Source organism: Curvibacter sp. APW13 (assembly GCF_032337135.1).
GTDB lineage: Bacteria > Pseudomonadota > Gammaproteobacteria > Burkholderiales > Burkholderiaceae_C > Allorhodoferax.
Genome location: NZ_JAVXZZ010000001.1, coordinates 863,564 through 877,450 on the forward strand (window position 1 = coordinate 863,564; position 13,887 = coordinate 877,450).

General features: G+C 63.3%; 13 protein-coding genes. All 13 read right to left on the minus strand.

The genetic code is table 11. From position 1 onward, the window contains the following. Window positions 1-6 precede the first annotated feature (6 nt). Complete coding sequence (locus RQP54_RS03975) at window positions 7-582, minus strand: PKD domain-containing protein (protein WP_315676866.1); 576 nt, start codon at window positions 580-582, stop codon at window positions 7-9. A gap of 160 nt (window positions 583-742) precedes the next feature. Beyond that, window positions 743-1,687, minus strand: a complete 945-nt coding sequence (gene gshB / locus RQP54_RS03980; RefSeq protein WP_315676867.1) for a glutathione synthase — start codon at window positions 1,685-1,687, stop codon at window positions 743-745. Window positions 1,688-1,696: 9 nt separating this feature from the next. After that, window positions 1,697-2,911: a benzoate/H(+) symporter BenE family transporter gene (locus tag RQP54_RS03985; protein WP_315676868.1), complete on the minus strand. Its 1,215-nt coding sequence runs from the start codon at window positions 2,909-2,911 to the stop codon at window positions 1,697-1,699. Then, window positions 2,911-4,779: a potassium transporter Kup gene (locus RQP54_RS03990; protein WP_315677745.1), complete on the minus strand. Its 1,869-nt coding sequence runs from the start codon at window positions 4,777-4,779 to the stop codon at window positions 2,911-2,913. The genes RQP54_RS03985 and RQP54_RS03990 overlap by 1 nt, the downstream gene beginning before the upstream one ends. Before the next feature lie 167 nt (window positions 4,780-4,946). Then, window positions 4,947-6,236, minus strand: a complete 1,290-nt coding sequence (gshA, locus tag RQP54_RS03995; protein WP_315676869.1) for a glutamate--cysteine ligase — start codon at window positions 6,234-6,236, stop codon at window positions 4,947-4,949. A gap of 57 nt (window positions 6,237-6,293) precedes the next feature. Next, on the minus strand, window positions 6,294-7,619 hold the full coding sequence (locus tag RQP54_RS04000; RefSeq protein WP_315676870.1) for a glutamate-5-semialdehyde dehydrogenase: 1,326 nt from the start codon (window positions 7,617-7,619) through the stop codon (window positions 6,294-6,296). Window positions 7,620-7,694: 75 nt separating this feature from the next. Continuing rightward, window positions 7,695-8,765 carry a DNA polymerase III subunit delta gene (holA, locus tag RQP54_RS04005; protein WP_315676871.1) on the minus strand — a complete coding sequence of 357 codons (1,071 nt, stop codon included), beginning with the start codon at window positions 8,763-8,765 and terminating at the stop codon, window positions 7,695-7,697. 46 nt (window positions 8,766-8,811) lie between these two features. Continuing rightward, window positions 8,812-9,585: an ABC transporter ATP-binding protein gene (locus RQP54_RS04010; protein ID WP_315676872.1), complete on the minus strand. Its 774-nt coding sequence runs from the start codon at window positions 9,583-9,585 to the stop codon at window positions 8,812-8,814. Window positions 9,586-9,588: 3 nt separating this feature from the next. Further along, complete coding sequence (locus RQP54_RS04015) at window positions 9,589-10,401, minus strand: transporter substrate-binding domain-containing protein (RefSeq protein ID WP_315676873.1); 813 nt, start codon at window positions 10,399-10,401, stop codon at window positions 9,589-9,591. Window positions 10,402-10,419: 18 nt separating this feature from the next. Continuing rightward, on the minus strand, window positions 10,420-11,538 hold the full coding sequence (locus RQP54_RS04020) for a succinylglutamate desuccinylase/aspartoacylase family protein (protein ID WP_315676874.1): 1,119 nt from the start codon (window positions 11,536-11,538) through the stop codon (window positions 10,420-10,422). Window positions 11,539-11,541: 3 nt separating this feature from the next. Next, window positions 11,542-12,255, minus strand: coding sequence for an ABC transporter permease (locus RQP54_RS04025; protein WP_315676875.1), 714 nt, complete (start codon window positions 12,253-12,255; stop codon window positions 11,542-11,544). A gap of 2 nt (window positions 12,256-12,257) precedes the next feature. Continuing rightward, entirely contained in the window at window positions 12,258-12,944 is a 687-nt protein-coding gene (locus RQP54_RS04030) for an ABC transporter permease (RefSeq protein WP_315676876.1), read from the minus strand. A gap of 83 nt (window positions 12,945-13,027) precedes the next feature. Continuing rightward, complete coding sequence (locus RQP54_RS04035) at window positions 13,028-13,813, minus strand: transporter substrate-binding domain-containing protein (RefSeq protein WP_315676877.1); 786 nt, start codon at window positions 13,811-13,813, stop codon at window positions 13,028-13,030. Window positions 13,814-13,887 lie beyond the last annotated feature (74 nt).

Sequence of the window (13,887 nt, forward strand, 5' to 3'; positions counted from 1 at the left end):
TCAAGCTCAGGGCTTGCAGCCGTACTGGCCCTTCTTGGCGTTCTCGAAGTAGGACAGGTCACCCTGGCACTGGGGCTTGGCGCTGGGGAAGGCTGTGCCAGCCTTGGCCGCGCAGGTGAAGGCGCCGGTCTTGGCATTGGGCTTGCCACTCATCTTCCAACCGGCTTCGCAGGTCGGTGCTGCAGCCTTGGCAGCGCCCCCCTTGGCGGCAGGTGCTGCCGTGCCGGTCACGGTGATGTCCACCGCACGCTCCTGACCGCCGCAATTGGGGTGGTTCTGCACGTTCTTGCCGCCCAGCGTCACATGGTAGGAACCGGGCTTGTCGTAGGTCTTGGTCAGCACCAGCGGTACCGGGGTGTTGACGTCACTGACACCGTCCTTGAAGCTGCCGTCGCCGAAACCCACCACGAAGCCGCAGTAATTGGCGTTGAGCACGTCGATATTGGCGGTGATGGTGACCGGCTCACCGACCTTGACGGTGGTCGCCGAGGCCGTGATCTTGCCCAGGACCTGGGCCTGGGCAGCACCGGCGACAACGAGACCCAACAGGGCGGCGGACACGAGATGGCGGGAAGCGGACATGAAGACTCCTTGGTTCAGAAACGGAGCTCACCGACGCGGTGCGCCCCACAGGCAGGATGATGACCGAGTCCATGCTACCCAGTAGGGGGCTTGGCTGCAAGTCCGACACCGTTGCACGCAATAAATGCACACAAAGCGCTAGCTTCGTGCGCCGAGCCTTTCAGGCTGCGGCTTGCTCCAGTGCGTCGATGAACATCGCCGCCACGTCGAAACCAGTCTGGTCGGTGATTTCCTGGAAGCAGGTCGGGCTGGTGACGTTGATCTCGGTGAGCTTGTCGCCAATCACGTCCAAGCCCACCAGCAGCAGACCGCGCGCTGCCAGGATGGGCCCCAGGTGCTCGGCAATGGCGCGGTCGGCCTCGGACAGCGGCTGGGCCACGCCCTTGCCACCGGCCGCCAGGTTGCCGCGCACTTCGCCGCCTTGCGGAATACGCGCCAGGCAATAAGGCACGGGTTTGCCGCCGATCACCAGCACGCGCTTGTCGCCCTGGGCAATGGCCGGCAGGAATTTCTGCACCATCACGCTTTGCGCACCATCGCGGTTGAGCGTCTCGATGATGCCCCCCAGGTTCAGCCCATCTTCACGCACCCGGAAAATGCCCATGCCCCCCATGCCGTCGAGGGGCTTCAAGATGATGTCGTGGTGCAGGGCATGGAAGTCGCGGATGGCCTGCGCGCTGCGCGTGACCAGGGTGGGACCGATTTGCTGCGGGAACTCCAGGATGGCCAGCTTTTCGGGGTGGTCGCGCAGGGCACGGGGCTTGTTGAACACCTTCGCACCTTCGCGCTCGGCCTGTTCCAGCAGGTGGGTGGCGTAGAAGAATTCGCTGTCGAACGGCGGATCCTTGCGCATGACGATGGCATCGAAGCGGCGCAGCTCTGCCACTTCCTGAACCACCGTCTCGAACCAATCGACTGCGTCGCCAGTCAGGCGGATGCGGCGCACCGCGGCCTGCACTACGCCGCCTAGCTGCCACACCAGATCGGCTGGCTCGCAGGCCGCTACGGTATGGCCGCGGCGCTGCGCCTCGCGCATCATGGCGAAGGTGGTGTCCTTGTAGGTCTTGAAGGATTCGAGCGGGTCAGCGACAAAGAGGAGGTTCATGGCAAGGGTCTAGTGGGCTTCGGTGCTACGGCCATAGTGTTGCACGACCAGCGCGATCACGCCCGCCACCACACCCCAAAAGGCCGAGCCGATACCGGCTATTGCCACACCGCTGAGGGTGACGAGGAAGGTGATGATCGCGGCTTCGCGCTCGGCCTCGTTCGCCAGGGAGGTGGACAAAGCGCCAGCAATGGTGCCCAGCAGGGCCAAGCCCGCGATGGCGGCGACCAGTTCCTTGGGGAAGGCCATGAGCACACCGGTGACCGCGGCCCCGAAGAGCCCGATGAGCACATACAGTGCCCCGCAGGCCACGGCGGCGGTGTAACGGCGCTCGGCTTGTGCGTGGGCCTGCGGCCCCATGCAGATGGCCGCCGTGATGGCGGACAGGTTGAGGGCAAAGGCGCCGAACGGTGCCAGTACCAGTGTTGCAACGCCGGTCAGGGTGATGACGGGCGACACCGGGATACCGGCATCGCCCCCCTGGGCCCGCCGGTCTCCATAGCCCGCGGCCACGATAGCGGCCACGCCAGGCATGTTCTGCGAGGCCATGGTTACGATGAACAGCGGCAGCGCCAGGCTCACGATGGCAGAAAAGCTGAACTGTGGCGCCACCCAGACCGGAATGGTCAGGCCGAACTGAATGTCCGCCGGTGCAAACCCTGTGGTGAGCGCTACAAACAGAATAGCAACCAAAAGCGTGAACGGCACCGCATAACGCGGGGCCAGGCGGCGACCTGCAAGGTAGCTGATGACCATCACGACCACCAGGGACAGCTGGGTCTGGGCCGCGGTGAACGCCCCCAGCCCGAAGCGTGCCAGCACCCCAGCCAGCAGGGCCGCCGCCAGCGACATCGGAATGCGCCCCATGATGCGCTCGAACCAGCCAGTCCAACCCGACAGGGTGATCAATGCACCACACACGAGGAAGGCCCCCACGGCCTCGCCCATGCCAAAACCACCGGCGGCACCTGCCGTGGCCAGCACCGCCGCACCGGGTGTGCTCCAGGCCACCATGACGGGCTTGCGCCATACCAACGAGGGCACCAGCGTACACAGGCCCATGCCCAGCCCCAAGGCCCACATCCACGACGCGATGATGGCGGGCGTGGCACCAAAGGCCTGCGCCGCCTGGAACACGATGGCCACGGAACTGGTGAAGCCCACCAGCACCGCCACAAAACCGGCCGTCGCAGCGGACAGGCTTACATCGCGAAAGAATCGCATCAGATTTCGATCTTGCTGCCCAGCTCCACGACGGCGTTGTTGGGCAGGTTCAGGAAGTCGGCTGCGGCACTGGCGTTGTGGTGCATCTGGGCGAACAGCTTTTCGCGCCACGGAGCCATGCCCTCACCCAGGGTCGGCACCACGGTGTCGCGCGAGAGGAAGTAGCTGGTGTTCATCGCATCGATCTCACAGCCATGTAGCTTGAGCTGCTGCAGGGCGCGCGGCACATCGGGGTCGTTCTTGAAGCCGTAGTGGATGACCACCTGCCAGCAGTCATGCCCCAGCGACTCGATCTCCAGGCGCTTGTCCAGGCCGATCCAGGGCGTTTCGTGGTTGCGCACCGTCACGAACAGGTTGAAGGCATGCAGCACCTTGTTGTGCTTGAGGTTGTGCAGCATGGCGTTGGGCACGGTACCCACTTCGGCGGTCAGGAACACCGCCGTGCCGTCCACGCGCGCCGGAGGGCTCACGAATACCGCATCGAGAAAACTCGCGAGGTCAATGGCGTCCGAGCGCAGCTTCTCGTTCATGAGGCGACGGCCGTCCTTCCAGGTCATCATCAGGGTGAAGATGGCGCCACCGATGAGCAGCGGGAACCAACCACCGTCGAGCAGCTTGAGCGAATTGGAAGCCCAGAAGGCGAAGTCGACCACGAAGAAGAAGCCGGTGGCACCGATGCACAACCACAGCGGGTACTTCCAGCCGTAGCGGATGACATAGAAGGTCAGGATGGTGGTGATCAGCATGTCGGTACACACCGCAATGCCATAGGCTGCTGCCAGGTTGCTCGAGGACTTGAACAGCACCACCGCCAACACGATCGCCACGAACAGTCCCCAGTTCACGAACGGAAGGTAGATCTGGCCGGTGTCCTTGACACTGGTGTGCAGCACCTGCAGGCGCGGCAGGTAGCCGAGTTGGATGACCTGCTTGGTCACGGAGAACGCACCGGAAATGAGGGCCTGGGACGCGATCACCGTGGCCATGGTGGCCAGGCCGACCAAGGGCAACAGGGCCCATTCCGGCGCCATGTTGAAGAACGGATTCTTGACCGCCTCCGGTTCGGCCAGCAACAAGGCTCCTTGACCGAAATAGTTCAGCGTCAGTGCCGGCATGACGATGGAGAACCATGCCAGGCGGATCGGCTTCTTGCCGAAATGCCCCATGTCCGCATACAGCGCCTCGCCACCCGTGACGCACAGCACCACCGCGCCCAGGATGATGAAGGTGGTACCCGGGTGGTGCCACATGAAGCCCAGCGCGTAATGCGGGCTGATGGCCCACATGATCTCGGGGTGGGACGCGATGTGCATCACACCCAGCACTGCGATGGCAGCGAACCACACCAGGGTAATGGGACCGAAGAACTTGCCGATCCCCGCCGTACCACGCTTTTGCACGGCAAACAGGCAAAAGAGGATGACCAGGGTCAGCGGAATCACGTATTTCTTGAAGTTCGGCGAGATGACCTCGAGACCCTCCACCGCTGACAGCACCGAAATGGCCGGGGTGATGACGCCGTCGCCATAGAACAGGCACGTTCCGAACACGCCCACCACCAAGAGCACCGAGCGCAACCGAGGGCGGTCCTTGACCGACTGGGACGCCAGCGCCAGCATGGCCACCAGGCCGCCCTCGCCGTGGTTGTCGGCCCGCAGCACCAGGGCCACGTACTTGATGGACACGATGACAGTCAGGGTCCAGAAGAAGATGGACAGGATGCCGTAGACATTGGCGGGCGTGAACTCGACATGACCGGATCCGAAAACTTCCTTGACGGCGTACAGGACACTGGTTCCGATATCGCCGTACACCACACCGATGGCGCCCAGGGTGAGCGCTCCCAACGAGGATTTGCTTGCTGACACTGCATGGCCCGGCGGCTTCGCGCCTACCGGGGTCCGTTTCATGAGGGATTGCTATTGTGCTCCCGCAGTGCAGCATCCATGCAAGCCGCCTGGGCAATTCCCGACAGAACCAGTCATATGTTGCGAAAAAGCGCCGCCACCGTCCCCGGGGCTTGCGCCGCATGCCGCTATTCGTAGTGCTCGGCCTGGGGGTCGGTCGCTTCCAGTTCGTAGGCAGCGGCCAGCATGGCCAGGCGCGCCACCACCCCATACATGTAGAAGCGGTTGGGCGCGCTGGCGCCGGGCGCCATGCCGGGCTGGGGCAGCTGGGTGCTGTCGGCGAAGGCCAGGGGCACGAAATTCGCATGGGGATCGACCACCGGCCCCTCCTGGTCCTGGGCCGTGAGCACCCGGTAGAAGCCACCGACGACATACCGATCCATCAGGTAGACGACCGGCTCTGCCACCGCATCGTTGACGCGTTCGTGGGTGTGTACACCTTCCTGCAGCACCAGCGTCAGCGGCTCACCGAAGGCCGCTTTCTGCGCGGCGCGCAGGCGCTCCCACACCGGCCCCAGCTCCTTGGCGTCACGCACGGCCATGGCCCGGAAACTGCGGTCGTGGTTGTCCGCCTTGAGGACCACGAAGGCCTTCTCCTTGATGCCGTACTCCTTGTAGCGCTTGCGCACCTTGGTCAGCATGGCGTCGACCGCATCGCGCAGCCGGTCCTGGTCGGTGGCGATGTCGACATTGACCAGGGGTAGCGTGTCCCACAGGGGATTCATGAGCCAGGCATCGACCCCGATGAGCTTGCCGAAACGCTTGACCACCTCCTCGTAGCAGCGCAGGTAGGTGCTCTTGAGGCGCACGCTGCTGGCCGCGTGCAGCGGTGGCAGCAGGTACTGCTCGTGCAGGTCTTCCAGGATGCCAGGAACGCCCGTCTGCAGGTCATGGTTGAGCAGGATGGTGCAAGGGTCGAAGTGCTTGGCTCCCAGGCGGTACTGGCTGCGCACCACTGGCTCCAGGGTGATCGACTCACCCCCCGGCAGTTCCATGGTCGTGCTTTGCTTGATGTCCGGGCTGATCGAGCCCATGCACACGTTGAGTCCGGCCATGCGGAAGATGGAACGCAGCTGGGCCAGGTTTTGCCAGTAGGCCATGCTGTGCGCCTGGTTCTGCGGAATGATGAGCAGGTTGCGTGCCTCGGGGCAGATCTTCTCGATCGCGGCCATGGCGGCCTGCACTGCCAGCGGCAGCATGGCCGGTGTCAGGTTGTTCCAGCCCCCCGGAAACAGGTTGTTGCTCACGGGCGCGAGCTTGAAACCGGCATTGCGCACATCCACCGAGGTGTAGAACAGTGGCGTGTGCTCCATCCACTCCAGCCGGAACCAGCGCTCGATCGGCGGCATGGAGTCCAGGATGCGCTGCTCGAGCTCATTGATCGGGCCGGTCAGTGCAGTGACAAGGTGGGGAACCATGGTGTTTCCAATCTATCGTGGCGCAAAGGGTGACATATGGGGCACGCTGCCACCGACTCAAGTGCGGATTTCGCCCTCACCCAGCACCACGTACTTCAGCGAAGTCAGGCCCTCGATGCCCACCGGGCCACGGGCATGGAACTTGTCGGTACTGATGCCGATCTCGGCTCCCAGACCGTACTCGAAACCGTCGGCGAAGCGCGTGCTGGTGTTGACCATGACGCTGCTGGAGTCGACCTCGCGCAGGAACTGCTGGGCATGCATGTGGTCGCGGGTGAGGATGGCGTCGGTGTGGTGGCTGCTGTACTGGTTGATGTGGGCAATCGCCTCGTCCACGCCAGCCACGACGCGGATGCTGATGATCGGCGCCAGGTACTCCTCGTACCAGTCCTGTTCGGCCGCATCAACAATGACGGGTGCTACGTTTTTGGTAGCTGCTTGCGCAATGTTTTCCTGCAGCGCAGGCAAATTCGTCTCCAAAATGCGGCGGCTTTCGGGGCAGCAGCGCATCTCCACGCCCTTGGCGGCATAGACCGCGCCGATGCGCGGCAGGAACGCAGCGGCCACGCCACGCGCCACCAGCAGGCCCTCGGAGGCATTGCAGGGGCTGTACTTCTGGGTCTTGGCATTGTCGGCCACCTTGACCGCCATGTCGATGTCACAGGGGTCGTCGACGTAGGTGTGGCAGTTGCCGTCGAGGTGCTTGATGACAGGCACCTTGGCCTCGCGGCTGATGCGCTCGATCAGGCTCTTGCCCCCACGCGGGATGATCACGTCCACGTACTGCGGCATGGCGATGAGCTGGCCTACGGCCTCACGGTCCGTGGTCTGCACCAGTTGCACCGCCTCTGTGGGCAGGCCCGCGTCGGCCAGCGCCTGCTGCACCAGCTTGGCCAGCGCCTTGTTGGAGTCGATGGCTTCGGAGCCGCCACGCAGGATGCAGGCGTTGCCGCTCTTGATGGAGAGGCTGGCCGCTTCGATGGTCACATTCGGGCGGCTCTCGAAAATCATGCCGAACACGCCGATGGGCACGCGCATCTGACCCACGCGGATGCCGCTGGGCTGCTGCTTCATGCCGAGGATTTCGCCAATGATGTCGGGCATGGCCGCCAGCTGCTCGCAACCCTGGGCACAGGTTTCCAGCACCTTGGGGGTCAGGCGCAGGCGATCGACCATGGGGGCGGACAGGCCGTTGGCCAGTGCACGCTCGATGTCCTTGGCGTTGTCGACCTGCAGTGCCTCAGTGTTCTCCCGCAGCAAGGCCGCCAGGCGCTTGAGGGCCAGGTTCTTGCTGGCCGCGTTGGCCTTGGCCATCTGGGCAGACGCTACTTTGGCCTGGGCGCCGAGGGCCTGGGTGGTTTCGGTGATGTTGAGCGCGTTCATGGCAGTTTCATATCAAAGCGTGGCGTGGACCCCGGGCTGGGCCATCAACCCCGCATCGGGACCATTTTCGCCGATTTACCGGGCTGCAGCCGGTGCGCAGGCACGGCACAGCTGCATGGCCAGCTGGTGCAGGGCCGCCCACGGTGCCGGCGGCCAGTCCGGGTGGCGGATACCCTTGACGATGCCATCGACCACATGGGCACCGTGGAGCAGGCGCGCCAGCGCCGCTTCCGATACCCGTGGCAGCACCCGCTCGAACAGCTTCTCGCGCACGCCCCAGATGCGCTGCTCGCGCAGCGCCATGGGCAGCGGCTTGCCTTGTGCCATGGCGTCCTTCACCCGCTTGAGCGCGCGGATGTCTTCGGCCAGGGTGTAGTGCACCAGCACCTCGGCCTCGCCTTCGGCCTGCAGGCCATCGAGCATGCGCTGCACCCGGGCTTGTTGCCCTGCCAACACGGCCTCCGAGAGCTTGAACACGTCGTACCGTGCCACGTTGAGCACCGCGCTCTCCACCTGCTCGAACGTCAACGCCGTCCCCTCGCCTGCGGGGTACAGCAAGGCCAGCTTCTGGATTTCCTGGTGCGCGGCCAGCAAGTTGCCTTCGACGCGGTCCGCGAAGAACTGCAGGGTGCGTTGGCCGGCTTCGCCCGGCTCGACCCGTTGCCCTTGGGTGGCCAGGCGCTGTGCGATCCACTGCGGCAGCATGGCACGCTCCACCGGATCGACCTGCAGCGTGACCCCATTGTTCTCCAGTGCCATGAACCAGGCGCTGGTCTTGGTCGCCTTGTCCAGGCGTGGCAGGGCAATCAGGGTGAGGGTACTGTCGTTGGCCGGCGCAGCTTGTGCCAGCTGCTGCAGGGCCGCGCTGCCGTCCTTGCCCGGCTTTCCGCTGGGGATGCGGATCTCGACCAGCTGGCGGTCCGCAAACAGGCTCATGGAAGCACCACCCGCAAGCACCTCGCCCCAGTCGAAATGGGCCCCCATCACGGTATGCGAGGTACGTTCGGTATAGCCCTGCTCCCTCGCTACCTTGCGGATCAGGTCCATGGCCTCCTGCTGCAGCAAGGGCTCGTCTCCATGCACGGTGTACAGGGGTTTGAGCCCCCTTTGAAGGTGGGCGCCTAGTTGCGACAGGCTGAGTTGCATGGGCCAAGTTTAGCGGCTGGCCCGCTTCAAGCCACGGCGCCGCGGCTTACTTGAGGCTATTGGACAGGAATGCCTGCAATCGTTCGCTTTGGGGCCGCACCAGGACTTCCTTCGGATCACCCTCTTCCTCGATCTGTCCCTTGTGCAGGAACACCAGCTTGTTGCTGACCTCCCGCGCGAATCCCATTTCATGGGTCACTACCACCATGGTGCGCCCTTCTTCGGCCACCGAGCGCATCACGCGCAACACCTCACCGACCAGTTCCGGGTCGAGTGCCGAGGTCGGCTCGTCGAACAGCATCACCTTGGGCTCCATCGCCAGCGCCCGGGCGATGGCCACGCGCTGCTGCTCGCCGCCGGAGAGGTGGGCGGGAAAGGCATCCTTGCGGTGGTAGACACCTACCTTGTTCAGGTACAGGTGAGCACGCTCCAGCGCTTCGGCCTTGGAGAGCTTGAGTGCATGGATCGGAGCCTCGATGACGTTCTCCACGGCCGTCATGTGGGCCCAGAGATTGAAGTGCTGGAACACCATGGAGACGTTGCTGCGCAGCCGTTGCAACTGTGCGGGTGTGCGCACCTTGAGCGCACCGGCCTTGTCGTCGACCAGTTCCATCTCCTCGCCTTCGAGCACGATGCGGCCGCTGTTCGGGTTTTCCAGCAAGTTCAGGCAGCGCAGGAAGGTGCTCTTGCCAGAACCGCTGGATCCGATCATCGAGATCACATCGCCCTGATTGGCAGTCACGCTCACGCCCTTGAGTACCTCGTTGGCGCCAAAGCGCTTGTGGATATCCAGGCCCTGCAGGATGGGGGTAGTGGACATGTCTTACATCCTCTCGTTCAAATCAAAATCGACATAGCGGGCAGCCGCCTGCTTGTACTCGCCACTGCGGATCGTGGCCGCGATGGCCTTGTCGAAGGCTTTCTTCATGTCCACGTCGCCCTTTCGGACGGCGACGCCGACGCCCCCGCCTGCCCCTGTATTGAGCCAGGTCGGGTTGCCCACCACCTCGAAGCCCGCACCCTCGGGCGTGCCGAGGAATTTGGTCTTTGCAACGAGGATGGACGTGAACGCGAAATCGGCGGAACCGTCGGACAAGGCCTTGTAGGCATCGGCCTCGCTGGAAACCGCTTTGCGCTCCAGGTTACGGTAGTTTTCCACCAACCACTGTTCGCGCGGGGAGCCCTTGAGCACAGCCACCTTCTTGGTGCCGAGCCACTCGCCCGGAAGGACGAACTGGTAGGCACCGCGCTTGGCGATCCAGGCGCTCGGTACGCTGTAGTAGCTTTGCGAGAAATCCACCTGCTTGAGGCGCTTTTCGGTAATGCTGAGCGATGCCATGATGGCATCGATCCTGCCCGCCTGCAGGTCGGGTATCAGGCTGTCGAACTCCGTGGGAACCAGTTCGCAGCGCGCCCGCATGCGGGCACAGAACAGATTTGCCCAATCGATTTCCAGCCCGGTGACGGATCCGTCCGCTTCCTTCTTGCTGAAGGGTGGATAGCCACCTTCTACCCCGATGCGGATGGGTTTGATCCAGTAGCGCCACTGCCATGCAGCCAGGGACAGTGCACCGATCATGCCGGCAGCCAAGGTGAAAACCAGCAGCTTGCGCAGCGACTTCTTTGCATTTGCCATCGTTGTCTCCAGTTTCGGTCAGGGACTCAACAGTTTTCCGGTACGGGCCAGGCGCGTTCCGGCGATCTTGGCCAGGCGCTTGCCTGGGGTGGCCCAGCGCAAGGCACACCGTGCATAGAGCAGTCCATCCGACTCGCAGCGCACGGCACTGACCATTCCGCTGGCCGGCTCGACGATCTCGGCGATCACATCGCCGGCCTGGACACGGTCACCGGGCTGGCGATGGAACACCACGACCCCCGCGTGCGGCGCCGTGATGGGCTCGGACGCCGCCAACGGCGTGGCGTCGCATTGGGGAACAGCAGGCGCGATGGGGACTTCCTCGGCGATGACTCCGCGGCGTGTTAGGAACCGGCACAGCGCCTGCGCATCCTGGCTGGCCAGGGCATGCGCGGTGTCGCGCTCGCCGCGCAGCTCCACGGTCGCGCCGAAGCACGCCAGGTCGATGGCATGCTGGGGAAACAGCTCGCGCAATACCAGCCAGGGCCGGGCACAGGCTTCGTCGAACGGGCTGTCACCGGCTTCCGTGGCCAGCAGCGCAGCCTGGGCGCCGAGGTCAGCACCCAGTTGCGTCAACAGCGGCTCCTGGGGTGTCATGCCATACACATGCATCACCGCATCGGTGTCGCAATGCAGGTCCAGCACGACGTCGGCATCAATGGCCAATTGCAATAGTCGCTTTTTCAGGTCCTGGGTGGTGCCACAAGCCGTCATGCGGTGCACCGCCGCGCGCAATGCGCTGCGTATCCGCTGGGTATTGGCTGCAGGATCACCGCCCAGCTGGGCCTGCAACTCGGATGCCACCTGCTGCCCGAGCTCGGGGTAGCCGCGGTTGAAGTTCACGCCGTCGCGCAGGTCGAAGCGCCCTTCCTGCTGTCCCAACTGGATCTGCGCCAGTCCGATGGGGTTGGCGAATGGGACTACGACGATCTCCCCGCGCAATGCCCCCCGCGCTTCCAGGCCTTCGAGCAGGGCGGCGAGCTCGCGGGCCACCAGCATGGCAGGGACTTCATCGGCATGCAAAGCTGCTTGCAGGTAGGCCTTGGGCCCCTGCAGTCCTGAACCGAACCGGAGCACCTGCAACGAGTGGGTAACCCCCGGTGCACATGGCTGGAGGACAATGGTTTCCCGGATCATGCGTCAGGCCCTCGCAGGTTGCACACTCTGGACCTGGGACTGCAGGTGGCGCATGAAGCGTCTCTCCAGCAGATAGAACAGGCCCGCCAGAGAGAACGTCAGGATGAAGTAGATGACGGCGGCGACTCCGAAGGATTCCGTGACCAGCAAGTAGTTGGCATAGACATCGCGAGCCACCCGCGTGATGTCGACCAGCGTGACCGTACTGGCAATGGCGGTGGCATGCATCAGGCCCACCACTTCATTGCTGTACTGCGGCAATGCGCGACGCAAGGCGCTAGGCAACAGGATCCGGGTATACAGGGTGAATCCGTTGAGACCGTAGCTGCGAGCGGCCTCGATTTCTCCGACCGGTGTGGCCTTCAGTGCCCCCGCGAAGATCTCGGTGGTGTAGGCGGTCGAGTTCAGCGTGAACGCCAACCAGGCACAGAACCACGGGTTCTTGAAATAGGTCCAGGCCCAGCTTTCACGCAGCCACTCGAACTGTGGCAGGCCGTGGTAGATGATGAACAGCTGGACCAGCAAGGGCGTGCCACGAAACACATAGGTGTACAGCCAGATCGGCTTCGATACCCATAGGCGGTTGGACACCCTGCCGACCGACAGCAGGATGGCCAGACCGAATGAGCTGGCCAGGGCGATCGCCAGCAATCCCAGCGTGGTTTTCAGACCGCCGACGTACTGCGGCAGGCTGTCAATGACAATATTCCATTCCATGGTCAGAACTGCGCTTTCTTCACACCCAGACTGAAGCGGGCTTCCAGGCGCGACAGCAGGAAGATCGACACGCTGGTGAGAATGAGGTAGATGACGGCTACCGCCATGTAGAAGGTGAATGGCTCTCGCGTGCTGGCCGATGCCAGCCCGGCGCGGTTCACCATGTCGTTTAGACCGATCAGCGACACCAGTGCCGAGGCCTTGAGCATGATCAGCCAGTTGTTGGCAAAGCCCGGTATCGCGTGGCGGACCATCTGCGGCAACACGATGCGAAACATCACTTGCTGACGCGTCAGAGCGAAGGCTTGTCCTGCCTCCGCCTGTCCCTTGGGCACAGCCAGAATGGCGCCGCGGAAGGTCTCGGTCAGGTAGGCGCCAAAGATGAACCCGATGGTCAGGACGCCCGCTGCAAATGCGGGGATGTCGATGTACCCCCAGCCCTGCGCATCCGCAATCTTGTTGATTGCCATCTGACCTCCATAGAAGATCAGCAGCATCAGGACCAGCTCTGGCAAGCCCCGGATCAGGGTGGTATAGATATTGGCTGCCCAACGCGCAGCTCTGCTGCCAGACAGCTTGGCAGTGGCGCCGATCAAGCCAAATACGCAGGCAATGGCGAGGGAGACGGCCGACACCTGCAGCGTCAGGACCAGACCACCGAGGATGGCCGGCAAGTATCCGTGGAGCATGGGAGTCTCGCGAAAGGAGAAGTGGGAAGTCAGACAAGGCTGGCCAGCCACCGCAGTGACCGGCCAGCGGATTCCGGAAGCGATTACTCGCCGCGGATGTTCACGTCAAAGTACTTGTCGTTGATCTTCTTGTAGGTACCGTTGTGGGTGATGGCCTTGATGGCGGCATTGACCTTGGTGCGCAGGCTGTCCTCGCCCTTGCGCATGGCAATACCGACACCGCCACCATCCTTGGCACCACCCAGGGAGATCGGCGCCCCCAGACGGGCATAGCCCTTGCCTTCGGGCGACTTCAGGAAAGCCGCCGTGGCAGCCAGCGAAGACCCGAATCCGATGTCGCCACGACCTGCGGCCAGTTCCATGGTGACCTCGGGCTCCTTGGCCACTTGCAGGATGGTGCTGTCCTTGTAGTTGGCTTCCAAGTACTTGGCACGCGGGGTATTGCGTGTCACCACGATGGTCTTGCCCTTCAGTCCGGCGGGGCTGACGTCCTTGAACGAGCCTGCCTTGCCGACAAAGGTGGAGGGGATGTCGTAGTAGCTGTCGCTGAAATCAGCAACCTTCTTGCGCTCGTCGGTGATCGACATGGAGGCCACGATCATGTCGAACTTCTTGGCATTGAGTGCCGGCATCATGCCGTCCCACTCCTGGTTGATCAGGGTGCATTCCGCCTTGATTTCGGCGCAGATCGCCTTGGCGATGTCGATGTCAAAGCCCTCGAACGAACCATCGGGGTTCATCTTGGAAAAGGGGGGGTAGTTGCCCTCCACACCAATGCGGATCTTTTCCCAGTTCGGCGCCTGCGCCTGAACCGATCCCACCCCAAACAACGCCAGCAATGCGGCGGCAGCAGCAACTTTGCGAATCATGTGAACTCCTGAACAAAAAGAGGTTGTCAGACACAGCATTTTCAAAAACACGCTGCGCTGGAAGTAATTTTTCA

Excerpts from the sequence above, each read along its gene's own strand:
- RQP54_RS03975 (WP_315676866.1), bottom strand. The coding sequence starts at position 582 with ATGTCCGCTTCCCGCCATCTCGTGTCCGCCGCCCTGTTGGGTCTCGTT.
- gshB (WP_315676867.1), bottom strand. The coding sequence starts at position 1,687 with ATGAACCTCCTCTTTGTCGCTGACCCGCTCGAATCCTTCAAGACCTAC.
- RQP54_RS03985 (WP_315676868.1), bottom strand. The coding sequence starts at position 2,911 with ATGCGATTCTTTCGCGATGTAAGCCTGTCCGCTGCGACGGCCGGTTTT.
- gshA (WP_315676869.1), bottom strand. The coding sequence starts at position 6,236 with ATGGTTCCCCACCTTGTCACTGCACTGACCGGCCCGATCAATGAGCTC.
- RQP54_RS04000 (WP_315676870.1), bottom strand. The coding sequence starts at position 7,619 with ATGAACGCGCTCAACATCACCGAAACCACCCAGGCCCTCGGCGCCCAG.
- holA (WP_315676871.1), bottom strand. The coding sequence starts at position 8,765 with ATGCAACTCAGCCTGTCGCAACTAGGCGCCCACCTTCAAAGGGGGCTC.
- RQP54_RS04010 (WP_315676872.1), bottom strand. The coding sequence starts at position 9,585 with ATGTCCACTACCCCCATCCTGCAGGGCCTGGATATCCACAAGCGCTTT.
- RQP54_RS04015 (WP_315676873.1), bottom strand. The coding sequence starts at position 10,401 with ATGGCAAATGCAAAGAAGTCGCTGCGCAAGCTGCTGGTTTTCACCTTG.
- RQP54_RS04020 (WP_315676874.1), bottom strand. The coding sequence starts at position 11,538 with ATGATCCGGGAAACCATTGTCCTCCAGCCATGTGCACCGGGGGTTACC.
- RQP54_RS04025 (WP_315676875.1), bottom strand. The coding sequence starts at position 12,255 with ATGGAATGGAATATTGTCATTGACAGCCTGCCGCAGTACGTCGGCGGT.
- RQP54_RS04030 (WP_315676876.1), bottom strand. The coding sequence starts at position 12,944 with ATGCTCCACGGATACTTGCCGGCCATCCTCGGTGGTCTGGTCCTGACG.
- RQP54_RS04035 (WP_315676877.1), bottom strand. The coding sequence starts at position 13,813 with ATGATTCGCAAAGTTGCTGCTGCCGCCGCATTGCTGGCGTTGTTTGGG.